General features: G+C 61.0%; 29 protein-coding genes. 16 read left to right on the top strand and 13 right to left on the bottom strand.

The window, feature by feature from the left end; translation table 11 throughout:
• Nucleotides 1-4: 4 nt before the first annotated feature.
• The 7 genes from ASE49_RS05380 to ASE49_RS05350 all read left to right on the top strand — a co-directional run bounded on the left by ASE49_RS05380 (nt 5) and on the right by ASE49_RS05350 (nt 6,394).
• On the top strand, nt 5-1,813 hold the full coding sequence (locus ASE49_RS05380) for a hypothetical protein (protein WP_056769082.1): 1,809 nt from the start codon (nt 5-7) through the stop codon (nt 1,811-1,813).
• On the top strand, nt 1,797-2,255 hold the full coding sequence (locus ASE49_RS05375; protein WP_056769155.1) for a hypothetical protein: 459 nt from the start codon (nt 1,797-1,799) through the stop codon (nt 2,253-2,255). The genes ASE49_RS05380 and ASE49_RS05375 overlap by 17 nt, the downstream gene beginning before the upstream one ends.
• Before the next feature lie 121 nt (nt 2,256-2,376).
• Entirely contained in the window at nt 2,377-2,976 is a 600-nt protein-coding gene (locus ASE49_RS05370; RefSeq protein WP_200921982.1) for a hypothetical protein, read from the top strand.
• A 27-nt stretch (nt 2,977-3,003) separates the two neighbouring features.
• Nucleotides 3,004-3,450: a hypothetical protein gene (locus tag ASE49_RS05365; protein WP_056769081.1), complete on the top strand. Its 447-nt coding sequence runs from the start codon at nt 3,004-3,006 to the stop codon at nt 3,448-3,450.
• Nucleotides 3,451-3,694: 244 nt separating this feature from the next.
• The gene (locus ASE49_RS05360; RefSeq protein WP_056769080.1) at nt 3,695-4,642 is read left to right on the top strand and encodes a DUF2493 domain-containing protein; all 948 of its coding nucleotides are present in this window, start codon (nt 3,695-3,697) and stop codon (nt 4,640-4,642) included.
• 225 nt (nt 4,643-4,867) lie between these two features.
• Nucleotides 4,868-5,497 (top strand): hypothetical protein, encoded by a 630-nt coding sequence (locus ASE49_RS05355; protein ID WP_056769079.1) that lies wholly within the window; start codon nt 4,868-4,870, stop codon nt 5,495-5,497.
• A gap of 483 nt (nt 5,498-5,980) precedes the next feature.
• Nucleotides 5,981-6,394, top strand: coding sequence for a single-stranded DNA-binding protein (locus tag ASE49_RS05350; RefSeq protein WP_056769078.1), 414 nt, complete (start codon nt 5,981-5,983; stop codon nt 6,392-6,394).
• Between the two features lie 131 nt (nt 6,395-6,525).
• Here the strand turns inward: ASE49_RS05350 and ASE49_RS18645 are convergent, their stop codons facing one another.
• The 4 genes from ASE49_RS18645 to ASE49_RS05335 all read right to left on the bottom strand — a co-directional run bounded on the left by ASE49_RS18645 (nt 6,526) and on the right by ASE49_RS05335 (nt 8,319).
• Nucleotides 6,526-6,954: a thermonuclease family protein gene (locus ASE49_RS18645; RefSeq protein WP_082456316.1), complete on the bottom strand. Its 429-nt coding sequence runs from the start codon at nt 6,952-6,954 to the stop codon at nt 6,526-6,528.
• A gap of 28 nt (nt 6,955-6,982) precedes the next feature.
• Complete coding sequence (locus ASE49_RS05345) at nt 6,983-7,243, bottom strand: hypothetical protein (RefSeq protein WP_156370128.1); 261 nt, start codon at nt 7,241-7,243, stop codon at nt 6,983-6,985.
• Between the two features lie 165 nt (nt 7,244-7,408).
• Nucleotides 7,409-7,888, bottom strand: coding sequence for an RES family NAD+ phosphorylase (locus ASE49_RS05340; RefSeq protein ID WP_056769077.1), 480 nt, complete (start codon nt 7,886-7,888; stop codon nt 7,409-7,411).
• Nucleotides 7,885-8,319 (bottom strand): antitoxin Xre-like helix-turn-helix domain-containing protein, encoded by a 435-nt coding sequence (locus ASE49_RS05335; protein WP_056769152.1) that lies wholly within the window; start codon nt 8,317-8,319, stop codon nt 7,885-7,887. The genes ASE49_RS05340 and ASE49_RS05335 overlap by 4 nt, the downstream gene beginning before the upstream one ends.
• A 292-nt stretch (nt 8,320-8,611) precedes the next feature.
• On the opposite strand from ASE49_RS05335, the gene ASE49_RS18525 reads away from it, so the two are divergent.
• Both ASE49_RS18525 and ASE49_RS05330 read left to right on the top strand, forming a co-directional pair.
• Entirely contained in the window at nt 8,612-8,776 is a 165-nt protein-coding gene (locus ASE49_RS18525; protein WP_200921981.1) for a hypothetical protein, read from the top strand.
• 231 nt (nt 8,777-9,007) lie between these two features.
• Entirely contained in the window at nt 9,008-9,409 is a 402-nt protein-coding gene (locus tag ASE49_RS05330) for a hypothetical protein (protein ID WP_235522848.1), read from the top strand.
• 141 nt (nt 9,410-9,550) lie between these two features.
• Here the strand turns inward: ASE49_RS05330 and ASE49_RS05325 are convergent, their stop codons facing one another.
• Nucleotides 9,551-9,928, bottom strand: a complete 378-nt coding sequence (locus tag ASE49_RS05325; protein ID WP_056769076.1) for a hypothetical protein — start codon at nt 9,926-9,928, stop codon at nt 9,551-9,553.
• Nucleotides 9,929-10,203: 275 nt separating this feature from the next.
• On the opposite strand from ASE49_RS05325, the gene ASE49_RS05320 reads away from it, so the two are divergent.
• The 7 genes from ASE49_RS05320 to ASE49_RS05290 all read left to right on the top strand — a co-directional run bounded on the left by ASE49_RS05320 (nt 10,204) and on the right by ASE49_RS05290 (nt 16,532).
• On the top strand, nt 10,204-10,599 hold the full coding sequence (locus ASE49_RS05320) for a DUF3768 domain-containing protein (RefSeq protein ID WP_056769075.1): 396 nt from the start codon (nt 10,204-10,206) through the stop codon (nt 10,597-10,599).
• Between the two features lie 327 nt (nt 10,600-10,926).
• Nucleotides 10,927-11,106: a hypothetical protein gene (locus ASE49_RS05315; RefSeq protein ID WP_056769074.1), complete on the top strand. Its 180-nt coding sequence runs from the start codon at nt 10,927-10,929 to the stop codon at nt 11,104-11,106.
• A 13-nt stretch (nt 11,107-11,119) separates the two neighbouring features.
• Nucleotides 11,120-11,884, top strand: coding sequence for a ParA family protein (locus tag ASE49_RS05310; RefSeq protein ID WP_056769147.1), 765 nt, complete (start codon nt 11,120-11,122; stop codon nt 11,882-11,884).
• Entirely contained in the window at nt 11,884-12,819 is a 936-nt protein-coding gene (locus ASE49_RS05305; protein WP_056769073.1) for a ParB/RepB/Spo0J family partition protein, read from the top strand. Before ASE49_RS05310 ends, ASE49_RS05305 begins: the two co-directional genes overlap by 1 nt.
• Nucleotides 12,820-13,120: 301 nt before the next feature.
• A complete protein-coding gene (locus ASE49_RS05300; RefSeq protein WP_056769072.1) occupies nt 13,121-13,657 on the top strand; it encodes a plasmid mobilization relaxosome protein MobC in 537 nt (178 codons plus the stop codon).
• On the top strand, nt 13,650-14,780 hold the full coding sequence (locus ASE49_RS05295; RefSeq protein WP_056769071.1) for a relaxase/mobilization nuclease domain-containing protein: 1,131 nt from the start codon (nt 13,650-13,652) through the stop codon (nt 14,778-14,780). The genes ASE49_RS05300 and ASE49_RS05295 overlap by 8 nt, the downstream gene beginning before the upstream one ends.
• Before the next feature lie 351 nt (nt 14,781-15,131).
• The gene (locus tag ASE49_RS05290) at nt 15,132-16,532 is read left to right on the top strand and encodes a hypothetical protein (protein ID WP_056769070.1); all 1,401 of its coding nucleotides are present in this window, start codon (nt 15,132-15,134) and stop codon (nt 16,530-16,532) included.
• Between the two features lie 296 nt (nt 16,533-16,828).
• Here the strand turns inward: ASE49_RS05290 and ASE49_RS05285 are convergent, their stop codons facing one another.
• From ASE49_RS05285 to ASE49_RS05250, 8 genes are all read right to left on the bottom strand, one after another.
• Complete coding sequence (locus ASE49_RS05285; protein WP_056769069.1) at nt 16,829-17,899, bottom strand: helix-turn-helix domain-containing protein; 1,071 nt, start codon at nt 17,897-17,899, stop codon at nt 16,829-16,831.
• A complete protein-coding gene (locus tag ASE49_RS05280; protein WP_056769068.1) occupies nt 17,896-18,528 on the bottom strand; it encodes a hypothetical protein in 633 nt (210 codons plus the stop codon). Before ASE49_RS05280 ends, ASE49_RS05285 begins: the two co-directional genes overlap by 4 nt.
• A gap of 244 nt (nt 18,529-18,772) precedes the next feature.
• The gene (locus ASE49_RS18115) at nt 18,773-19,492 is read right to left on the bottom strand and encodes a hypothetical protein (protein WP_156370126.1); all 720 of its coding nucleotides are present in this window, start codon (nt 19,490-19,492) and stop codon (nt 18,773-18,775) included.
• A 504-nt stretch (nt 19,493-19,996) separates the two neighbouring features.
• Nucleotides 19,997-20,287 (bottom strand): DUF6378 domain-containing protein, encoded by a 291-nt coding sequence (locus tag ASE49_RS05270; protein ID WP_156370123.1) that lies wholly within the window; start codon nt 20,285-20,287, stop codon nt 19,997-19,999.
• 17 nt (nt 20,288-20,304) lie between these two features.
• On the bottom strand, nt 20,305-20,805 hold the full coding sequence (locus tag ASE49_RS05265) for a hypothetical protein (RefSeq protein ID WP_162234228.1): 501 nt from the start codon (nt 20,803-20,805) through the stop codon (nt 20,305-20,307).
• The gene (locus ASE49_RS17665) at nt 20,789-21,814 is read right to left on the bottom strand and encodes an ImmA/IrrE family metallo-endopeptidase (protein WP_162234227.1); all 1,026 of its coding nucleotides are present in this window, start codon (nt 21,812-21,814) and stop codon (nt 20,789-20,791) included. Before ASE49_RS17665 ends, ASE49_RS05265 begins: the two co-directional genes overlap by 17 nt.
• Nucleotides 21,815-21,925: 111 nt before the next feature.
• Nucleotides 21,926-22,639, bottom strand: a complete 714-nt coding sequence (locus tag ASE49_RS18110; RefSeq protein WP_156370121.1) for a hypothetical protein — start codon at nt 22,637-22,639, stop codon at nt 21,926-21,928.
• Nucleotides 22,640-22,798: 159 nt separating this feature from the next.
• Complete coding sequence (locus tag ASE49_RS05250) at nt 22,799-23,665, bottom strand: Abi family protein (protein WP_235522847.1); 867 nt, start codon at nt 23,663-23,665, stop codon at nt 22,799-22,801.
• Nucleotides 23,666-23,808 lie beyond the last annotated feature (143 nt).

The following is a 23,808-nucleotide window of genomic DNA, read 5'->3' as shown; positions in this document are numbered from 1 at the left end:
CAATATGGCCTCCGTCCCGACATCTTCGCTCGCCACGACCCCGCCGCCATCGCCCGGAAACGAAGACGTGTCCGCCGCGATGTCGTTTAACTGGCACTTCGAAATGCCGGATGAAAGCCGGTTCAGCGACGATCAGTGGACGCCGCTTCGCCGCGCGGCGGAACTGTTCCTACTTTCGCTGCTGCACGATCCACCTGAAGGTCGGATGCCACTTCGAAAGAACACAATCCGAGGCCACTTCAGTAACATCCGCTTCCTAGTTCGATGGATGGCGGTCGAGAATGTCCGACGTTTCAAGGATCTTGATGAAGACACGGTCGATGGGTTCGTTGCGATGCTTCGCGCTCGTCGCGGCAGGAGCGGCGCGCTGCTTTCGCTTAGGACTGCCGAAGGTCATCTAGGCACGATCCGCACCTTCCACATGCAGCGCGAAAAGCTCGATGACGCACCGCCTGTGCCGCCGCCCCGCGCCGCTTCAGTGGGGAAGCGCCATTGGAAACCTTATGGTGGCCATCCTTACACCCCCGACGAGATCGCCGTGCCACTGGTGAGCGGGGCGATCGAGCTGCTCGGCGAAGCGGCGGACCAGATACTCGCACTTCGCGACCATCTCGAAAATCTCTATGCACGCCTCCGACCGCACCACCAGGGTCGGAGTCTTCACTGGCATATTAAACGTGCCATGCTGGACGAACCCTGTCCCTGCGCGCTTCGGTATGCACATCCCGAATGGCCGCTGCGCCGCCTGGCGTTCATGCTCGACCGGCTTGGCGATGCCTGCTTCGTTGTCATTGCCTACCTTGTTGGCGCGAGAGCTTCAGAGATCCTGAGGCTCGAAGAGGGCTGTATCGAACGCCACGCGGCCGACGACAACGAAGAGGAGCACGTTTATCTGGTCGGTACGATCACGAAGACGTCGCTGACGGAGCACGGCAATGTCCACCGATGGCTCGCACCTGAGCCGGTTCAGCGGGCGATTCACATACTCGAACGTTTGTCAGCTCCGCTTCGTGAACTCAGCGGGGAGAAGGATCTCTGGCTTCACCAACTCGGAAGGGGGCGATCGCCACTGCCGACGTCCATGCCTATTGCGCGGCTGCGGCCACCCATGGTCAACGTTCGCTTGAATGAGCGGTTTGCGCCATTCCTGACCTTGCCAGATCACCAAGGGGGCACCTGGCACCTGACCACTTATCAGGGGCGCAAGACGTTCTCGCGGTTCATCGGTCGGCGTGATCGTACCGGCCTGACGGCATTGCAACACCACCTCGGCCACGTTCACCGCGCGATGACCGACCGAGCCTATGTCGGCACCGACTTCGAGCTTGCCGAGCTGATCGACGACCAAACGGCGGAAGAAACCTGCAAGGCGCTCGAAGACCTGCTCCTGGCTCCGCATGTTGCCGGCAAGGCAGGGATCATGCTCTCCGAACGATCACCGTTCCGCGGCCGCACGCGATCGGGCGACGTCGATGTCTACATCACCGAGATCCTGGCCGAAACGGATATGCGCCTCGGGATCTGCGACTGGGGCTACTGCCTGTACCGGCGCGAAACCTCCGCGTGCCTCGGCGGCGAGCGCGAGCCGAACCCGGTGCTTCGCACTCAAACTACCTGCTCGACCTGCGCCAACTTCGCCGTGACCAACCGGCATAGACACGTCTGGGAAGCGCGCCTTGAACGTAACACCATGCTGGCCCAGCGGGATGATCTCGACGCCGAGAGCCGCGCGCTTGCCGAGGCCCGTATCCAGGAATCGCGTTGCATCCTCGACCAGCTCGACGAGGAAAATGCCGATGGCGTCCGAACCTGACCTGTCCACTCCGCAAGGCCGCCGCTGGGGTAAGACCGATGCCCGTCTGCGCGAAGCTCTTGGCGCCTTCGCCAATGACCCATCCACTGCGCCGACGGTCGCCGCCCTCGCACGAGCTGCTGGGGTCGGCCGCAATATCATCTATACCCACCATGCCGGCGTTCTTGACGCTCTACGGAAACTTCAGGCGCAGCGTGCTAAAGACACAGAAAGGATCGCAGGTGAGACGGATCGCACACGCACGGCTCTTCGTGATGCAGAAGGCTGCAACGTCGCACTTGCGACACATAACGCCAGCCTGCTGAAGCGCGCCCTCGAAGCCGAGCAGCGCGCGGAACGGCTCGAACTTCGCAACGCGCAACTCGTGCAGGAACTCGATCGGATTCGCCGCCCCATCCCAATCCGCACCAGCGCTGAACCGCACGATCCCTCCCCTGACTGAAGGCGGTTCCGACTTAACCGGGCGTCTTGGAAGGGGAGGGGGATTGGAAGTGGTGGGAATGCCGGCTTTGCGGGGCAAAGAGGACAGACCTATCCAGACCTAATGCTCTCTCAAATGGAAGGTGGCGCCGCAGGACAAATGGACGGCGCAATGGGCGCCCGCGATACGGTGCTGGGGAGAAGGCGGACGTGTTGTCAAACTGATCGGCTATGACTGTTCCAGTGCCGATCAGCGTCGCTACGCGCATGCCGAGGGATATGCCGACCCTCGCTATGACTATCGTTATCCCCTTCGCGAACTGGGCTGGACCCGGGCGGATTGCATTGCACGCATTGAGCGTGCGGGCCTGCCTGTACCGCCCAAATCCTCCTGTTTCTTCTGTCCCGCTATGCGGCCGCACGAGGTTGATGCGCTCTCCAGGGATGAGCTTCGCACCATCGTTCTGATGGAGGCTCGCGCAAAACCTCGCTTGCGCACGATTGATGGCCTGTGGCGCAAGCCCGTTGTCGGCCGCGGTGGGGCAACACCGAGACCGGGCAATATCACCGCCTATATCCGTCAGCACGGCCTTCTCTCGCCGAGCGAAGTTGATCGGATCGTGGCGGATGCACCGCTCGCGCTGGTCGCGTTCCAGGCGGCGCAAGCCTGCAAGCCCGTCGAGCAGCGCATGTCGATGGCGCGCTGGCTCGACGCATTCCACCGTGGTCAGTCCGCAGGCTGACCCCCCTCACTAGCTACGGAGACTCTCATGGCCGATCGCGCTTCTGTCGCGATCCGCATCGGCGGATCGCTGTCCCCTGACCTCCTTCCCGGCTTTTGCGCTGCCGTCGAGAGCGACGGCGCCTTCACGGATTGGGAGGGCACCGCGTTCGACCCGGACGATCTCGATCCGAGCGTTCCCCTGTACCTGGCCGACCATGAGGTTGCCTGGGGCCGGTTCGAAGCGATCGAGACTTTCTGTGTCGATCATGCCCTGGTCTTCGCCCGCTGGGCGGACGGCGCTTCTGGGGCGTTTGGCCCGGAGCGGGTGGTCTTTGACGGCACGACCGTTCGGAGTTTCAGCGCCTCGGACGATGACGAGATCCTAATTTCGGCGGAAACGGTGCGCCGTCTCGGCAGCTACGCGGCGGTGCTCTCGCATCTCGCGGCGGCGGAATTGGAGATATCCCCGTTCCGGATCGACGGCGCAGGCTGAGGACAAAGCGAAAACCGGTCTGTGACGACACCTCCCCGCCACAGGATGCTGCATATGGGCGCCCGCGAGGCGCTAGCAACCCGCGAACGGCGGGCCGAGTTGCCGTGTGCCACGGCTGCCCGCACCACCCCTTGTTCGCGAGTTTCCCTCGGCTGTGCCTCGGTGCCAGCCCCTCTTTTGCGAGCGCCCGGAGGATGCGCATCCGGCGGAGAGGCCGCCGGCAAAGACAGAAAGGCTCGCCATCATGACCACATCGCTTGCAGCCGCACTCGCGGCACTGGAGCTAGGGCACCTCGAACCCCGCGCTGAAGACCTCAGTGGCATGGCGCCGCCACCAACCGAGGCGCTGGAGCAGACCGTCACCGCAATCTGGAGCGATCTCTTCACGACGATGAGCAACACGTCGATCGAGCGTGACATCGAAGATCTGGGCTGGGGGCTGGTGAACCTATTCCACCGCGCCGCCGCCAAGAAACACGGGCTGGTCGACCGGTTGACCGACGACATTCGCTTGCTCCTCGCCGAACAGGACGGCTCCGAAATCAGCACGGCCAATCTGGAGGAAAAGATCGATCTCGCCAAGAAGGTCGAGGAATCCGCGGGTGCCTTCGAGATCATGCGCGATGTCGCCGCCGCGCACTATATCCGGGAAACTGGGAGATCGTGGGTGCCATCGTCCGGCAACCGCATTTCGCTCGGTGTCACCGCCGGGATCGTCGACGGCCATGCCTTCCTGCGGGCGCGCCGCGAGCGGGCTTTGAACGCCAACACCGCGCAGGGTACGCCGGTGGTGTTCGCCGGCGGTCGCCTGACGTTTGCCAATGACGCCGACATGATGACCTTTGCTGATAACCTCCTAGCGACCCTGAACAAGGTTCACGCTCACGTTGGTGACATGTATTTGGTCCACGGCGGCGATATGAAAGGTATCGAACGGCTTGCAGCGTCATGGGCCGAGCAGAACGGCATCCAGCAGGTGCGGTTCGGTCTCGATCGCAAACTCGGAGATCGCGCGGGCTTCCGTCGCAACGAGCAGATGCTCTCGCTTAAACCGCGGTTCGTGATCGCCTTCCAGGGCAATGGCGTGACGGAGCGGCTTGTCATCGAAGCCAAGGCTCGGGGACTCCGTGTCGTTGATCGCCGCGGCCCATTGGGAAGCCCTCCTTCAGCTGCTGGTCGCGGTGCGGGCTGAAGCCGGTGGCCGCCGGTTTCCCGGCGGCCCCTTTTCCGCTCCGCTCACGGTCGTCTTCTCGAAATTCCCGCAGGCAAGAGGGGAGGGCGCTGAGGCCCTTTTGGGTGTCGCTGAATAGCAGTGGAACCCGTCGGCCGTGTCGGCAGCGGGCGTGCATTTCAGAGTCCACCAGCCATCCGCGTCGCTCACGCTGCACCGGGTGCCGCTTTGCCACGAAGAAGGGAGATGATGATGCGCGATTTGCATGATGAGGAACTGCGCGCTTTGCTTGCGTTCCGACAGCGCCATGGTCGCTGCTGGAAGGCGGCGTTGCTGCTGCGCTGGTCGGCCTGCACCGACATTGATGAACCCGGTGCGGCGCATTTGCGCCATCTGCGCAATATCGGAGGATCGCGCTGGCTGATCGGGCTATCGGCCGCCACGCTTGATGACGCTGCGCGGCGTTTCGCCGGGGACGTCGATCCGGCGCTGATCGACATTTTCATGGAGAATGCCACGGGCTTTGCCCGTGGCGCGTCGGCAAGCGTCGGGATCGCTCCGGCGAGTGCTGCACATTCGCTGGCCATCGCGATCGAACTCAGCCTCAAAGCCTTTCTGATGAAGGCGGGCTATGCCGACGACTGGAACCGTGTCCATATTCGGCATGACCTCGAAAAGGCCCTGGCGCTTGCGACGGAAGCAGGCCTGTCCGGCCTGCCTCTGGAATTGCCGGATCTCACAGCGATCCTTTCGCCGGCCTATAGTCACCACGAGATCGACGCGTTGTTCCGGGTCGGGGCGTCACCCTTCGATATGGCCGACGCCTGTCTCTGCGTCGACCGTCTCCTTGCCGTGATCCGGGTGCAGATCGCGTAACCGGCCCCGCAACATCATCCGTGCGCGCACCACTCGAAAGGGATTTGCCAACCCGATTGAAGCCAGAGACGGTTTTCCGACTAAACCCGCCGGACGGCCATCATGTCTTCTTGTCGTAGGGGCCGCCGCTGCTTCGCTGCGAACGACAAGTCGAACTGGAAAATGGGCTGACCAACGGTGGTGGGGCTATCGGGCGTAGATTGCTGCGGTAATGGGGCAATGCTTCTGCAGCGGTTCCTGGGTTCATAGAACCAAAGCCACCATCCCTTCTTTTTGACCTGATCCCTAAGTCGGTCGTTCGGTGCTTCCAACCCGCTCCCCTTCGGGCCGAGTTGCCGTGTTCCACGGCTGCCCGCACCACCCCTTGTGTCGGGGTTCCCCTACGCCGCTTGCGCGCTCCGGTGGAAGCACCGCCCATGCCCGCCTTTTGCGGGGGTCAGTCGAAGGGACGGTCCCTTTGGCACCCAAAAAAGGAACCTCGACATGCAGAACCTCGTCATCCTCGCCGGCAATGTCGGCGCCACGCCGGAAGCCCGCACCACGCAGGGCGGCACCAAGATCACCCACTTCAGCCTCGCGACTTCGCGGCCCAAGCGGGACAGCAACGGCAAGGTCGTCAAGGACGACAATGGCCGCCGGATCGAAGATACCGAATGGCACCGGATCACCTGCTTCAACGGCGTCGGCAAGACCGTCGAGCAATATGTCGACAAGGGGATGAAGGTGATGGTGCGCGGTCGCATCCACTACACCCGCTGGACCGACAACGAGAATATCGAGCGGTACGGCGTCGAGATCATCGCCGACGAGGTGACCTTCCTCACCCGCGCCAAGCCCGCCAGTGGCGACCAAGGCGGCAATGACAGCTCGGTGGATGACGACGAAATTCCCTTCTGAGACCGGCAAAGGCCCGGCGGCTCATGCCGCCGGGCCTTTTTGCTGTTTTCCGCAGCACGGTCCGGGAACGAGGAAAGTTCGGGACATGGATCTGGAAGCGCGCGGCTAGGATATTGCTCTTCAGCGTCCTCTCAGCGGCAGTGGCCCGCCGCATAGCGGCTCCATCGCAGCACTGTGCCGGTCGCAATCATGGCGCAACTGATATCGCCGATGACAGGCGTTGTGCACCAGGCACCGGTGCGATTGCCTTTCGCATTTCCATTCGATCGGCACTGGAGCCTTGGTCCTGCAACCAGGATGTGACCGCTTCCGGTTCGGCCTCTCGCGCCGCCGAGCAGCCGCACCAGCGTGTCGCGCGCAGCAATGCCGCTGGCGCGCGGGCAGGGGTGCCCCCTGCGGCACGAGCCATCGATCTCCCGCGCCGCTATCCCAGCGAGCCGGATCCGTGGTCCCTCGCGACACCAGATCGGGCCATCGCCGTCCCAGACCCTGACAGGAGTGCAGGTGAACGACTGGCCGCCCTGCACGACCGCGACGGCAAGCAGAAATACATCGAGCATCAGCGCTCAACCCGGAAGGTGGTGTGCGTCATGCTTCAGGGAAGAGCGGCAATGTATCGGACCTCGCGGCGGGTTCGTCGGCGAGGATATCGTAGCAGCGCAAACGCATTGCCAGGTGGCGCGCCAACTCCGCCGTTGCACGGCGTCGTGCAACGGTATCGCCACACCCAATATCGGTGACGAGGGCCGGTTCGGCCGTTGCGAGCGACACCTCGAGGTGGAGGGCCAGGCTATCTTCATCGACTCGGAGCATGGCTGCAGAATAGAACAAAGAAAGAACATCTATCAAGTGTCGAGATCCAGCGAGCCATCCATTATTGCTTGCTGATCGCCAAGCCCTTTGCGATCGGCCAGATCGTCACGGCGGTCTCGCAGCTGCTCAACGCCGGCGGACCGGCTGTCGGCGAATAAGGCAATTGAAAAGGTCTAATCCCAATAGGCCGGTCAGGCACGATCAGCCGTAGAGCCGGTCATCCCACCAGATTGGTTCGGGCAGCTCGAAGCTGATTGCTTGCGCATCGGGATGTGCTGGATTGATCAGGATGTTGCGTTCCACCCGCGCCGGGATCGAAGGCACCAGCAACAGCGCCGAGCGTTGCGCCGTGAACCACGCCTCGCCAAAGGCCTTGCAGATGTCTTCGCGCTTGCCGTCCCACCCGGAGAATTTGGCGGTCGGGAAGACTTCATAGCTGACGTCGTTGGGGATCGTGATGCGGATATAATGCTGGTTGGGCGGCATCACCGTGTTGGCGTGGACGAGCTTTTCCAGCATCGCCGTCGAATAATGTTCTGACGTGTAGATGATCGGGCTGGCCGCGGTGTTCCACCGTCCCGGATAGAGCCGAGCGCCTTCGCTGTCATAGATGGGATGCGCGCCATCGGGATCGCCGATCCGGAAACAGGTCAGCACGCGGTCGGTGATCTGGGCGCTCACGCCCCGCCGCCGTAAGCCGCCCGTCCCAGCAGGTTGATGACGACATCGGCTCCCGGACCCGTCGCCAGCGCCACGTCGAGCGGCGGCTTGTTGTCGAGCATGGGGTGCGCGCGCCCGAGAAAGTCGCGGACCTTGGCGGGATCCTTATAGATATCGAGCGCGAAGCTGAACACCTTGGCGATCCGCGCCAGCTTGTCGCCTTCCTCGCTGGTCAGGCGCTTGGACGCCGACTTCTTGCGGCGATCGAGCGTCGCCTTGGAAATCAGGCGGAACTTGAAGCGGCTGTCGCCCGGTGCGACGGTGTCGGCGAGATGGTCGAGTGCGCCGACCGGCAGGCCTTCGAGAATTGAATAGCTCAGCCCCAGGCGCGTGTCGCCCTTGGGGGGCGCAACCCCAAGCAAGGTCTCGATCGTCACGGGCTGGCTCGTCATCTGCTGCTCCTGTCTCATGTGATGCAGATATATGTCTCACATGAGGCAAACACAAGCAACCGGTGATATCCGTCCGGTGGGGCCATGACCTCTTCCGGCCGTCAGCTTCACCCCGCTCTTTGAGGCGCAATCCTTGGTCCGGCGCGCGGCCTAATGCGATCAACCCGTAAAGGGTCCGGTCGCGTGCGCTACGGCTTTTGGCCTGCGGCAAAAAGTGATCGCGGCCACCCACCAAACACTTCGGGCGCCAGTCGAGCGGGGATGAACCCGCCGGCTTTCAAGGAGCCTCGACATGTTCACCGACATCAAGATCGCCCGCAGACACGCGCTCGGCCTCTCCAAGACCCTCATGATCGCGACGATGGTCATCGGGATCGGCAACCAGTTCGCCGTCATCACCGCCGACGACTTTGACGGCGACCTGGTCGTCATCAACGAATATGATCCGTTCGCGTGACACTTGCCGGGAGCCCCTGGGCTCCCGGCTCTGCCAAACATCAACGGGCATCGCGCGCTGCCTGCGCTCTCGAGCAACCGATTATCAACATGCGCGCGATACAAAGTCGGGATCAATGCCGAAACAAAGATTCTATCCCAAAGTGATGACGCATTGTGGAGCCGGGTGGTCCATGATGTGAACGCATGGCGCGGGGCCTGTCTGCAGTGTTTCTCCGCGGCCGAGGCTGGCGTGACCGAAACCTTGCTATCTTTGAGTACGGTGCCGGAGAAAGGTGCGGCCGTCCGTCTACGCCATCTGACCGGGCAGCGGTTCGACGATATCGCGGCGGTCCTTGGTACGGAAGGGGCCTTTGCCGCTGAGGGGAAAGCGGCGTTCAAAGCGATTGACGCTTTTCGTGCCCATGAGCGCCTTCGAACGTTTCTGGCGCATGGGGTGGCAAAGATTGCGGTTGAGCGGACGGACAAGTGGATCGTGGTTTACCGTCAGGTCTCTATCCGTGCGCGGCAGGCCGAACGCACCATGCTTCTGGTCGAGGAAGCGGAAGGCCTTGAGATGCTCGCTGATATACGGCGGAAAAGCCAACAGCTCTGCTCAATTCTGGCAAACCTGCGCCACCAGTTGGTGAAATAGACGCAGTACGCATCGCTAATTGGAAATGAAGCGAGGGAGTTGGCGGCTCCGGTTGCACCGGACCGGGCTCTAGGCTTGCGCCCCGAGCCCCGTGCCGGGTCTCGGCCCATGCGGGTAACGATCCCTGCCGTGGTCGCGCAGTCAACGGCGCTCGGTAACGAGCAGCGCTGCGCTGTCGCTGCAAGGGGCTGGTCGACCAAGCGCAAGGTGGGCTGGCGGGCATAGGCTCAGCCCGTCGCGCAGCGCCGCATCGTCGACCAGGATCCGCCACGGTCCACCATAGCGCCGGGCCGCGAGGTAGAAGGTCGCGCCATCGCACGCGACCATGCGGCATCGCTCCTGGCGATCGATCAACGACGCATTCCCGCCATAGCGGGCGACCAGCTCGTCGAGATCGGCGCGCATCAGGGCGCCGCAGCGGCGGCACTGGGTGCGAACCTGAACCTGCAGCCGCTGCATCGCGCCGACGCTTGATGTCCAGCGTGGCCATAGGGCAATGATCCGGGCGGTGTCTGTCATGATCGGAATGATAGCGAAGCTCTCACTCGCGCGTCCAGCAGCAGTTCCGAAAAGTCGGCCATGCCGTTCCTTATTCCCTCTGACCGCCGCACCAACGGTCCCTTCCTGGCTTGGCGTCCTCGCCGCGGCACTTGCCAGCGCAAGCCCGGTACCGGGCTTCTCCACATCCGTTGCGACCCTGTCGGGTGCGCGGGCGCGCTATGCCCCGGGGGTCCGGTCGCCTGTCGTAAGGCCCCGATCGGCGGGGTCTGACACAGCTTGGAAAGTCGAACGTCATGGCCGACCCCCAGAATGACAAAGTCCTATCCGCAGACCAGCGCATCGCGACCATCGCGCGGCTCAATGATGCTCTGCGCCAATCCATCCATAACCCGGGCGTCAACCAGGTGGTCATGACCGCCGGCGTCGCCGACTTGATCGGCGATACCAGTCTGTTTCGCGGGTTTCAGCGCCGCGCGGAACTGCTGCGCACGGTGCGCGACTATCATGCCTTTGGTCCCGACGTCGATCCGCATGGGGAGCGTGATTTCGGTCGCTTCGAGTTTGCGGGAGAGGCCCTGTACTGGAAGATCGATTATTATGATTGCGCGCTGACATATGGATCGCCTGACCCGACAGATCCCGACGTCACCACCCGCGTGCTGACGCTGCTTCTAACCCACGAATATTGAGCTATCATGGCCCCGACCCTGTCGGGGCCACCTTTTTACGGAAAGGATTCGCCGGTGCCGCCCGCGCGGATCGCTTTGCGTACCCGGTTGCGCCCGGCGTCGGCCTGACCAGATTTCCCATCCTTGGCGAGTGACCCCGGCCATCCCCCTGACCGGGGGGATAGCCGAAAAGTCTGCTTGAGCAGACTGTCGGCGGTGCCGCCCCGACGTCCCATCGGGCCTTGCTCCCCAGCACGAGAGGGGAGGCTGCGCGGCGAAAGCGGCCGCGTCTTGCTGCGCGGTGAGGAGACAGATCGGTGTCCCTCGAACACCCCAAGGAGACTCGTCGTGGCCGACTATTTTTCCCGCCATCCCGACCATGCGTTCATATTCGCGTTCGTCTGCTTCGCGATCACCGTTTACCTGTTTCGCTATGTCGGCCCGGGGATCGGCGGCGGTGGCGACTGGTCATCGCGCGACCATTATGAGCGCAATCTGCGCAATGGTCCCGACGACTATGAATCGTGACGGCGCTGTGCCCATGAAGACGGTCGTCGTCAGCCTGCTCAAGGGCGGGGTCGGCAAGACCTTTCTCGCCACCCACCTCGCCTGGTATCTGGCCGAGCAAGGCGGCAACCGCGTCGCCTTTCTCGACCTTGATCCGCAGGGCAGTTCCACACGCCGGCTTGCCACCGAGCGAACTGGGTGGTTCTCGGCGGACCTGTTCGATCCCGAGGCGCGGCTCGAGCTTACCGATGCGCCCGGGATCACCGTCTTCGCCGCCGATCCGCGCCTGCAGATGGTCAAGGCGGCCGCGGATGTGCGCGATTTCCTCGGCTGGTTCCCTGCGCTTGGTGCTCATTTCGACCATTGCGTCATCGACACCGGTCCCAAATGGGACGAGCTGACCTTGAGCGCGATGGCGGTGGCCGACGCAGTGATCGCGCCGGTCCAGGTCGCCGAGGATTCGATCGAGTGCGCCAAGATGCTGCTCACCGCGCTCAAAAAAGCGGAAGGTGCGCGAGGCGGGCGCAAGGTCGATTTTCTCGGGCTGTTGCCCTCGATGGTCAATCCGTTCGACCGCCGCGAAATGGACAATGCGGTCAAGCTCGCCCGCGCCGTTGGCGAGAAGCTGATGTTTCCCGCCTTCATCAAGGCGCGGCCAACATACAAGCATTCGGCCGAACAGCATCATCCGGTCTGGCGCGAAACCGGCAGCGGCGTAAAAGCGGCAGCGGACGAAATCCGGCCGATCCTGGCCGAGATCGTTCGCCGGATGGACGTCCGCCGCCAGAGTGCGGCGTGATGGGCAAGTTCGATCAGCGCGCCGAAGAGTTCGGACTGCTCGTCGGTCTCCATGATAGCGCGCGGCGCGTCGAGGATCTGCCGCTCGACTGGATTATGGCCGATCCGGAAAATCCGCGGCGCGTGTTCGACGAGACGGAGCTCAAGGATCTTGCTGCCTCGATCGCCGCGCGCGGAGTCCTGCAGCCGATCATCGTCGCCCCGAAAAATGGCGACGGCCTTCACGTCATCCGCGTCGGTGAGCGGCGCTTTCGGGCATCGCGCCTTGCCGGGCGCGAGACCATCCCGGCGATCGTGGTGGCGGTGGTGAACCGCGCCGACACGCTCGCCGATCAGATTGTCGAGAATGACCAGCGCGCAGGCCTCACCCCCCATGATCTGGCGACCGGGATCGAACGCATGCTGGGTGCCGGCGTCACCCAGGCGGAGATCGCCCGCGCGCTCGGCCGATCGAAGCAGTTCGTATCGCTCTATGCCGCCTGTGCCGACATGGCGCCCTGGCTGCGGGCCGCGATCGACCAGATGCCGATCCGGTTGCTCTACGACCTCCACCGGGCTGCCCGTACTCATGGCGACGCAGTGCGCGCCTATGTTGAACGGCTTGGTGATGAAAGCGTGACCCTGGCCGAGGGTGGCCGGTTCATCGCGGGACTCAAGGCATCCGAGACTCTGCCCGACGCCCGTCTGGGCGATGTGCCCGCGCTTTCGGACGGACAGGGCGCCGCGCGCGCCGCACCGAGCCGGCCGGTTCGTGCCGGTGCCGGTTTGCGGTCGATGTTCGCAACGGAGGTGCCGCCGCAGCCTCGGCCGCTCGATGCGGTTCGGGTGACGGTGGGTGGGCGGACAGGACGTTTGATCCTGCCCGAGCGCGTTCGGGTGGCGCTCGACGACGGCCAGGAGGTCGAAGCGCCTGTTGCCGAGATCGCCATGGAGTAAACCATCGGCGGGGCAGGTCGGGCGCATCCAATCACCCCTCACTCCGCGTCGAAACGATCGAGCTTTTTCAGACAATTTTTACAGCCGTGCCCCTTTCTTCAGGGGCGCGGCTGTCTTCATTTTCACGGGCGGAGGGAATTGGTTCGCTCGAGAAAATTCCTTTTTTCCGCCGATGCCAGTTCGGGTTGGATACGTCGCTTGAAGAGGGCCGGAGTCTGTTTGAGCAGACTATAAGACGAGTGGTTTTAGGTGAGGGCCGGATAGGCTTGGCGCCGTCATTGTTAAACAATAGCAATGGGGTGTGGCGTTTTTTGGTCTCCGTCTGCCCGATGATCTCGCGGCGCGCTTCGATGCTAAGGCGACTGTCGCCGGTGGACGCTCAGCGCTCCTGCGCAAGCTGATCGACGCTGCGCTTGAAGACGCCGGGGATGCGTCGAGCGTGACGGCACCGCCTCGGACGCGCACGACTGACCGGCTGCAGCTTCGGCTCCTGCGCGAGGATATCGTCCAGCTCGATGCGGCGGCGGATGCGCGCGGCCTCAAACGGACCGAGTGGCTGGTGATGCTGTTGCGCCGACGTTTGCATGCGACGTCGCCGCCGCCGCGTGGCGACCGGGTGCTGATCGCGCAGTACTGGCGCGAACTCAACCGGATCGGCATAAATCTCAACCAGGCGGTCCATGCGCTACATGCCGCGACCATGGTGGATTCCCGTCTCGACCTGGCGCGCGAGGCCGCGCGTGTCGCATCCTTCCGGGATGAGGTGGCCGATCAGTTGCGCGTGCTTGGCCGCGCGCTCAAGGGTGACATGGCCTATTGGGACACGGCCGATGAATGAGGATGATGACGGTGTCCTGCCGCTCCCCAGTCTGATGGAAGCCTGGCGACCGCCGACCGGGGGCAAGCGCAGCCTTCGTGGGGGGACACTACGGATCCGTTCGGGCGGCAAGGGAAGGGACGGTAGCAATGCCGCGCCGGCGCTGTCGGCGGCGCAAGCGCGGGCCAAGCTCGAGCGGATCGTGCGCAAGGCCCCCGAGGTCATGGTCAAGATCTCGGGCAAACAGCGTGGCGCCAGGCATCTTGCCGAGCATTTCGGCTACATCTCGCGTCACGGAAAGCTCGAAATCCGTAGCAGCGAGGGCGAGATCATCACCGATGAAAAGCGGTTGAAGGCGATCGCCGCCGACTGGGACATGCTCGATCAGGCGATGAACGCGCATGGCAAGGACCGTCCGACCTCGATGTCGATGGTGTTGTCGATGCCTGGCGGTACGACCGATGCCGCAACCATCCATGATGCCGTCCAGGCGTTCGCGCGCGTCGAGTTCGAAGGGCAGTTCAGCTATATGGTGGCGCTCCACACCGACACCGCTCACCCCCATGTCCACTTGACCGTCGCGACCCAAGGCGTCGACGGGACGCGGTTCAATCCGCGCAAGGCCGACCTTCATCATTGGCGCGAGAGCTTCGCCCATGAATTGCGCCAGCGCGGCATCGCCGCCGAAGCGACGCCGCGCCGCGCGCGCGGCCATGTCCAGAAGCGGGTGCGTTCGCCGGCGCACCATCTGGAGGCGCGGACAGCGGGGCAGGGGAGGGAGTTGGATCTCAACCGGCTGATCGAAGAGCGCGCGCAGGCGTTCGCACGGTCACAGAACCCGGAGCGTCGGGTGGAGGATGTGCTGGCGCTGGGCCGACAGAAGCAGATCCGGGGGGCTTACGCAGATGCCGCAGCCGCGCTGGCGACGACCGGGAAAGACGAGGACCGCGCGCTGGCCGAGGATATCGAAGGGTTCGTGGCCGATATGCCGGCGGCGGTGTCGCGGCGATTGGAGCGGGCGCGGGAGATCATGATCGATGATCGGAAAGCAGCGGATCTTCGCAGTCGAGAAAAGAAGGGCGAGGCAGTGCAACGACCTGATATTGACCGACGTGCCCGTAAGCCTCGTGATCGAGAGCGTTAGAAAGTGACGTAGGAAACAGACGTCGAGGCAACAGCAGCAAGCTTTGACCGGATAACAATATGCACGTTCGACAGGCGTTTTGCGGGGCAGTTGTCGACCCTTATGAGACGCTCAGAGCCAGAATTCGGCTCCCCAGGTGCAGACCTTCCGCTCTTCCGGCAGCTCGCGACCAGAGCCAGCCAGGTATGTATGGCAGCTGCGATTGCCGAAACCCGGCGTTGTTCCCCGCGGACGGGTCGACTAAGCATTTTGTTTTCGGATTATTGGGTGGATTTGCGATCCGTTCCGCGACGCGGCGTGACGCGGAAGGAGCTACGCGACCGTAGACAATGAGCGTATGAAGGAGTTCGGGTGGACGACGACAAAAACGACGCGCTCGGCTGGGCAAACTATTCGCCGGCGGCGCATCCCGCGGAAGCGCAGCGCGTGGCCGAGTTGGTACCGGATGCGAGCCGGGCCGCCGCCTATCTCGCCTTCGGATTGAGGCCGATGGGGGCGATGGATCGGGATCCTTATGGTCAGCCTATGGGGCAGATGAAGCCCTGGGCGCCCGAACCCGGTGATTTCAGCTCCGAGCCGGTCCTGGTCGACACGATGACCGGTTGGCGCTTCCGCGTCGACACCGGCGGAACCACGCTACGTCTTGATCTTCAGGGCACCGATAATTTTATCGAGGCGCAGGAACTGCTGGCGCGGGCCGAACAAAAGAAGAGCGCATTCGCCTTTAAATCGAGGCGTATCCCGTCAGTTCACGAACTTGCTCCAACTGACGGATCGGATTTCGCTTTTCCAGTCGTGCGGCCGATCGAGCTTCACGCCGACACGCGTGAAGAACTGGAGCGACATGTCTATGATCTTGGGGAGCTTTTCTGCGGACAGCTGCCGGTCAAGCGGCTATGGTTCCGCGGCCAGCGCCAAGAGTATTTACTCCCGCGCGATGCCTGGATCTCGCATCAACTGTATGGTCGATCGCTGCCGTCGCTGACCCCCTCGCTGGAGCGCTATGCCAAGCAGAATCCAGAGAGGATGAACTATGGCTTCGCCATTGCTGGGCCGAACCATCAGTGGAACAAACCTTTCATAATCTGGCTGATGCGCCAAAATAAGCATTGGTTCGACCATGATGCGCGTTTTTTACCGCTGATCGAGCGCGTGTTAGCCGATGGTGAGGATGCGCATTTCGCCGAACTGCTGATGAAGATCCAGATGAGTCCGCTTCAGATCGGGGAGCCGCCGCATCTCGATTGGCCCGAAGAGGCGGACGATCTGCGGCAGTGGTTCTTCTCGTTCATGAAAAAGCGGCCGTTCGCGATCACGCTGCAACAATATGGCTATTATACCTCGCTCCTTGATCTAACCGAAGATCTCGACGTCGCGCTCTATTTTACGCAGGCGAGCATGGATGAGCATCAGCTGATGCGCTGTGCGCCGCCGAAGCCGGGCCGGGTAATCTATGTGTTCGCCGAGAGCCGGGGAGGGTTTTATCACCATGGCAACGAACTATTCTGGGGGAGCGACGGGTGGCTTCGTGAACTGCCGCCTCGCCTCAGCCTCCAAAAGGCCGGGTTCATTCAGGGCGCGACCAACCGCACCCAGAATTTCTACGGGATCATGATCGTTGCGCAGATCACGCTTGGGCCGAACGAACCGCTTACCAACCTCGTCGACACTGACCTCTTCCCCCCTGAGAGTGACGATTTGCTCTACGCGACGCTGCGGGCGTCTCGCCCCGTGCTTGAGGGTCTCTATTGATAAGTGGACATCGCTTCGCCGTATAAGCAGCGATGTGCCGAATGCTGCGGCCTGTACGCGCCAGTAAGGCGGATGCCGGATGTCAGCTCTTGGCTAAAATTTGCCGGTCGACACGTGGAGGGAAAACATCGGCACTCCCATGATCCGGCGCCCCCTCCGATGGAACCGGTCCTTGTTGGTCACTCCGCGTCCAATTTCCGACGCCGCCAAGGTACGGACTGGCGGCTTTTTATATGGGGCCCGAAGATTGACCACGCGTGCGCCCGTCTAAACTTCGCTTTCAGTCACCGTCGAAGTCATGAAACTAGCGAAAGGCTCGCTTTCGCGGCCGAAGATGGTTCCGGCCCGGCCAGTCTGAAAATCAAAGTTTCGATTTCTTCGAGCGGCATGGCGAGGTCCTTTGCAATTTCCGCTTTGGTAAGCCGTTTGGTCCACAACGCAGCTAGAACCTTCGCCAAGACGATTGATCTTTCTCGCTCTATTCCTCCCGGCTCTCCGCTTCGATATCCCAGCTTCCCAAGCTCGATACAAAAAGCCCGGTAGTTCCAATCCGACAGAAGCTTGAGACTGTGCAGTCTGTAGGCAAGCGCCATCGCCGACACCTTCCAGCGCTTCTTTGCTCGGATGATCTGTTGCGGCGAGACAACGTTGGACAACTCGTTCTTGATATCATGCTCGGGCATGAGAAACGCCGAAGCGAATTGATCAGCTTGATACTCAGCGCCCTTGTCATTTCGCGCACCGGCGTGATGATGAAGGACCAAATGGCCGAGTTCATGCGCACTGTCGAAAATAGACCGTTCGGCAGTCTTTTCCTGATTTAGGAAGATGTAAGCACGATCGCTACGCCAGAAGGAATAGGCATCCACATTCTGCGTGTTCTCAGAAAGGGAGAGGACGCGCACACCCTTGGATTCCAGCAGTTTGAGCACGTTACCAATGGGCCGGTCACCCAAACCCCAATGCTGCCTCAGCAGACGTGCCGCACTTTCCGGACGGCTCCGTTCCTTGTTGAGATCGATGAGGTCGGTCGCAGGCAAATCAAAACGACCGTCGATCCACTCGTAAAGTTCGATACCGAGAACACCAGCTGCGAGCGAGGCGTCCCGTTCCGCAGCACTCATCTTCTTCAGACTTCGAAAGCTAACTGTATCAGCTTCTACAATCTCGGGCGCATCCAGAAAAAAGAAGTCGAGCGGGTATTCCAGCGCTTTGGCGATCTTTTCCGCCGTCGCCGTCTCGACCTGATGCCCATTCTCGGCCTTGGAAATAGTGACCGGCGTCAGACCGGCACGATCGGCCAAGTCTTTACCAGACAGCTTGCGCCTTTGCCGTGCGACTATGAGGCGATGTGAAGAAAAGGTCATGCGCTATCTTTGAAACGGATTTCGATATCGAAGTCGTCGAGGGGAGCGGTATCCGGATTGATTTCCTCAGCCCAATCGCGGTTCGGGGAAATGATAAAGATGCGCTCGTGGAAATGCTTGTAGGACCCGTTGCTGATCACAGGGTGAGAAAGCTCAAGGCTACCGTCCTCACCCACCATCACGTAGTAAGTTGGGATGCCATCCGCCTTCACCCCAGTGAGTGGCCCCGCATCAATACCCGCATGCTCGAACAAGGTTGGGCCACAGAGGCTCTCGGAGGCGCTGCCTTTCGCGGACCGCGGGTTAGGCGGAAAATCGGGATCGCAGGCTCGATCTACATTCTGGAACCCGATACGCATTTTGAGATCGCGATTGACCACTGCCTCGATGCCGCACGTCCGATCTGCGGCCCAAACGCCATCTAGAATCTGCTGCCGTAATTCCATAACACCATAAATGTAGGCCAACGTCCCGGGAGCATTAATAGGCATCAAGGGACTTGCGTCATCTGCCCAGGTGCGCGCCGCCATACCAACAGCTTGAATTTGCTCGAGCACGAGACCGAAATCATTCAGCCGGTCGGATACGGGACGCTCACCCTCAACTATAGCGGTAGCAAACGACGGCATTTACGACTCCGTTTAAGTTTCAACCCCTCGTTAGAGGGGTTGAAACTTAAACGCAAGCCGTCTCTTTGCATATGCTTCGGGCGCTGTCGCGGACATGCCAGAGTGGTGCACAGGGCCGCGGCCATGTCAGCTTATCGGACAGACCCGAACTACCCTCAAGATCTGGGAACTACGAAGCCAACGACTCGCCCTGCGACCCGAGGTTAGCGCAGCCACTTCAGTATGACCGCAATGTTCGAGCAAGTCAGACGATCGTGCGATCAATCATAGCTTGAAGCAACTCTTCGCGCACCAGAGCCTTTCCGTTCAAGATTACTTCGCCGAAGGTTTCGTCAATGATGCGATCGGCGCCGTCGTGGACGTGCACATGAATACCGTATTCCTGAGGCCGGCTGGCGGTCCACACGATTGCCGGGGTCGAGGCCCAGACGGTGTAGTTGCGTCCTTTGTGGTCGTCGAGATTAAGACTTCGATCGGGCAGAAGAGTAGTGAGGCGGGTCGCAGTACGGTCATGCAACGGCTTTAGCGGCGTCGAGATAATCGCACCCTTACTCCAAGTGCTGTCCCGTCCGCAATTTGCGCAGAAGTGCTTGCGATGCGGCGTTTTGGCGAAGTCTCCAAGGTCGAGATGAGGATAGCCACAATTTGAGCAGTCGATACACCCCATCTCCAAGTGCGCTTCGAGCGCACAAACGAAATTGAAGGCTGCGGCCGGAGTGATGTCGACCCGAGCGAGTTCACCCTCGCCAAACAGACCCTCCCGGGTAGAATGAATGGTTGATGCGACTGTGAAGTCCTTATCGATACGCTTGTCGGCCTGAGGGGTGTCGCGCACGTGGACGTGAATTTTTGGTGGGCGGGGTTTGATCTCAGCAGTCGAAAGCGCTGCGGGCATTGAGCACCAGATACCCACCTCAGCATGCTTATCTAGGTTCACTACAAACGGCTCGATCTCGTAGCTCATAAGCTGGGCGTGGTTAGCGCACCTCAACTCGTTGGAAGACTGCAGTTCGGCGAGGTCGGCCTTGATACCCCAGTGGCTCTGGTGCGTCCGGCACCACCATCTGTGGACACCGTGCCGATATTTTCCGGCGTAGACGAAGTCGCACGGCAAGACTACGTCGTTGGCGCGCTTTCCAGCGAGGTGTCGGAGAACGTCAGGTGAGCGGATCTCTATGTTTCCTAGCGTTTGTTGATGCGCCCAGCATACGGCGCCGTGCTCTTGTGCTCCGCTTTTAGACATAATCTCCAACGGCTGTTCATCGGCAATCTTGCTGACGAGTGCCCCTTCTCGCCCGGGACTGCTTTCGGCCCACCAAAGCTCCACTACGCCGGACGCGGGACTGATCACTCTCTCGATTAGCATCGACTTCCTTACGACCTAGCTTCCGATCCGGACGCCGCAATTCGAATTTAACACCATCATGGAACAAACTTAGTGGAGGACCCGGCGAGCGCCGTTGGCCTCTTAATTTCGGTCGTTCAGCAACATCACGCCACACCGCGCGTAGCCCGCAACGTCAACCCACGAATCAAGATGTTCTGGCGACTGGACTAGACGCGCAACCTTGATGACCACCATGCCCAGGATCTCGCGGATTTGCGCATCTCGGCACTCGTCCACAACGGATCGCAACGCGGCTATACGACGATAGGTGTCTTCGGGCGCGCCGTATATGTCGCGTCGATCCTGGGTGACGTTTGCGTAAGCCGCATCGAACTGCTCCAGAAGGCTGTTCGGGCATTCTCCCTCGCTCATCGCATTCCCCATATCGATCACGCACTTTCTCCGATGCAGAAGAAGTCATTCACCAAATTAGGCAGAAAACCGCCTTTAAACCGCATTTGATTGTAGTCCGCGAAAGCTTCTGTACATTTCAACAGCGACGCTTCCACAGCGAACTTCAATAGGCGAAGGCTTCCCATCACCTTCGGCGCGCCTATCAAATTGGAAGCGAGCCGTCGCGCCGCCGCATCGTCGGTGCAGAAACCGCAATCTGTTGCCTCACAGACGGCGATCGATTCAAGCTCCCCATCGCCGATGTCGTGGTCGGTGACCAGTTCTAGAAAGCGATCCGGCGAAATCTCATCGTCTGGGACAAACTGGATGCGACCGGCTGCCTCTAAGGCCATGATCTCGGCGGCACAAGCTAGTCCGCATTCCGAGACGACTATCGGAGACATCGCGATCTCGGTGTTTGGCAACTGGCAGATGATCGCTAGCCTCCCGCAATTGTGGAGATTAATTGCTGCGCAGGCATCAATGAGTAGTCGCACGGCGCCCGCTCGTTGATGCATGGGTTTCGTAGATGCTTTCAATCGACGTACCGAGCCGATCAGCGATCCACGACGGCGAAGTCCCGCCGTCAGAAATGCTTTGATGAACAAATTTCATCAAAACGGGAGACACAACGTCAAAGTGAACACGTTCCCTGGCAGGCAGCCCTAATGCTTCGGCTCGCTTTTCCGGGTTACCGTGATGATCCCGAATGTACTGTGCGAGAGAGGCAGCGCCGCCGCGAGGTAAAAGCTCGAGGTCTTCGCAACGACGCGCGGCGACATCGAACGACACACCATATAAACGCGCAAGTATTAGAATTTCGATATCGCCGATCTGATCAGCGTTCGCCCTAATAACCTGACGTATCGCCTGCAGCGAGCCGCCCACCGCCAACGCTGGTAACAGGAAAGCTGATGCAAATGCATCAGCAAAGCCTTCGGCGCGGTTGCGGAAGCGGCCGATAGTAGTCGCGAGATCTAGGTGCGCGGATTGCAGCGAATGGTGGGCCACGACGTGACCGAGTTCATGGCCAAGGGTGAACAGCATGCGGGCAGGAAAGCGTGGCGAGACAAAAACAAACACGTAACCGCCTGCGGCGACAGAGGCACCTTCATATTTGGAGTTCTTGAGTTCGCTGACGATAAGCCCATCGAGCATTCGCAGGCGTTGCGGAAGATCGATCGCTGGGCTGTCGATTTCGCCAGGGTAGATAAAGGCACGAAGCTGGGCCGCAAGCCGCTCAGCTTCGTCATGCGTTTCCGGTCTTTGAAGCCCAAATCGGTTGAGCCAATCGGGAAGACGTCCGCGAGCGGGCAGAACCTTAATCGCCGCCTCTACAAAACCCGCCAGTCGGTCCAGGGTCGGTTCACGCTCTGAGTCAGAGATGCCAGGTGCTCGGAAGAGGGCTCCGAGCGTCGAGCTAGTCGCAGGTGACCCGGTTGAGGTGAAGGCGCGCATCGATAGCTTGAGTCCACGCGCCAAAGCGCGCAATTCCGATGCCGTCACCGGCGCGCCATCAAGAATCTCACGGATGCGATCAGGCGCCAACCTAGTCCGTGAAGCGATTTCGCTAGGCTGGAGCGAAAGCGCTATAAGGGTTGCTGCGACGTTCGCCATTCAAACTGACTGTGCCTTAATCCCCTGCAGCCAGTCTAGGGTTTTTTCGATTTGGGCCTGATCGAGCCGCGCCCAACGCCCCATGAGGTCGATGACGCGGTTGGCGCGCTGCTTCTCGAGAATATAGGAAAGGCGCTCCAGGGTTTCGTTCCGACCTTGCGCGACTTCCCTAGGCGTTTCGAGCGCCACGGGATTTACGCCGACCAGATAGTTTTCTATCCGGCGGGCGAAATTTTTGGAGCTATGGGTATCGAGCGGATGCTGGTTACCGGCACTGTCGACCAAGACATTGCCAACGAGCTTACCGTCGGCATTCAACTGGAGCCGGTTCTCCGGGAACCGCTCATACGCGGCCAGGGCGTTAATTTTCTCCGCTACTTGGAAACCACCGACTACATACTGCTGGACACCTCGCGTCGTTCCGCTGATGACAAATACATAATCGCCCCGTTGCACTAGGCGCCGCATAGGGGGCATGCAGCCCCCGAGAGTGGGAGTTCTCCTGAGGATCGGATCGTTCAGATTTCTATTCCGCTCAGGGTCTGCGTTAGTGCTGCTGATATAAATATACCCCTTCACGATATGCCCCTCTTTATCACCGGCGATTACGGCAAATCTAGAGCGATTAAGATCGAAAGAAAGTGCGTATTTAAAATGGATTGTATCTATTTGAACCACGCCGGATTTGCCGCACGCGTTGAGCTTAGAAAGCATGCTCAGCGACCATCTGGCATCCGAAAGCCGCTACTGCCTTATCAGCGCCCACGGACGCCAAGTTTGCTCTGCCAGCGTCCGGCATCCAAACTGCGGCGCTCCGAAGCCGACCGTCGCGAATGTCCCAGGGCTGTGTGTATTGACGGTGGCCTGGTCTGATCATTTCCACATTGGCCTTGTTTGCCAATCTCGTGGAAAACCCATGGCTGCCAGGTCTCCGGTCGGATGGGTCGCAAGGAGGGCAACGATGTCCGAAACCCAATTATTCAAGACGTCAATCTGCTGCAGCAGGTAGCCGCTCAGAACCAAGCTGTTGTAAAGCTGTGCAGGCCCTGCGCCCAGATTGAAATCCAACGTCGCCGCGAGGGCGGCAGGCTTCTGTGGCAGCTTCATTCGGATCAGGAAGCCCCGGTTCCAAAGGCGTGCATGGTGCGCACAGCTGTTCCTTACGGTGGAGAGGTGCTTGAGGAGCGGCACCAGGACTACTTCAGGCAGACCGAGCGGTTTTGCGATAGCGTTGCGTAGGGCGCGGTCGTCGAGGGACGAATACCATCGTGACAATTGCCCAAACGACATCATTTCGGCGACCATCCAGACCGGGGGCATGGCCGGGTCATCATAAGTCCGCCGATAATGATCGATGTAGGTTTCCGGCGATGTCCCTACCTCGCGTGCCAGGCGCGAGAAATTGTCGTGGAACTGGCGCCGCTCGCTGTAGAGCGACGCATCGAGATAGCTGTGCGGCCCGCCCTGATGGGCTAGCGTGTAAGCCCAACTGCCCCGTACCGCGACTTCAATCCGCTCTATCGCACTCATCAAAAGTAGGCGTAGGCGGCGGTCAAACTCGTAGAGGGCGATAACCGTGTCGAAACTCGTCCCGTTGACGAACCTCGGCCCCGGCTGCCCCTTCGGCCTTTCGAAAGGTAGCCAGTAGGCGCTGAGCCGATAATAGCTGACATGGCGAAGCCAATATTCTGCAGCTGCCATATCCGGGATTGCCATCCCCTGCGCCGAAAGATGGCTCATCTGCTGAGCGATTGTCATCGCAGGCTTGGTAAACGGTCGGGACATTTGTCTGCATAGCCACGGGGCACCAGAAACAAAAGACCCGCCAAGTGTGCATGCTCGAGAGCAGAGGCCTGGCGGGTTCGATTGCCCCCGAGATAGGC

Origin of the sequence: Novosphingobium sp. Leaf2 (assembly GCF_001421325.1) — a bacterium.
Classification (GTDB): domain Bacteria; phylum Pseudomonadota; class Alphaproteobacteria; order Sphingomonadales; family Sphingomonadaceae; genus Novosphingobium.
The sequence above is the reverse complement of the archived record's forward strand: the minus strand, read 5'-3'. Positions and strand labels throughout refer to the sequence as shown.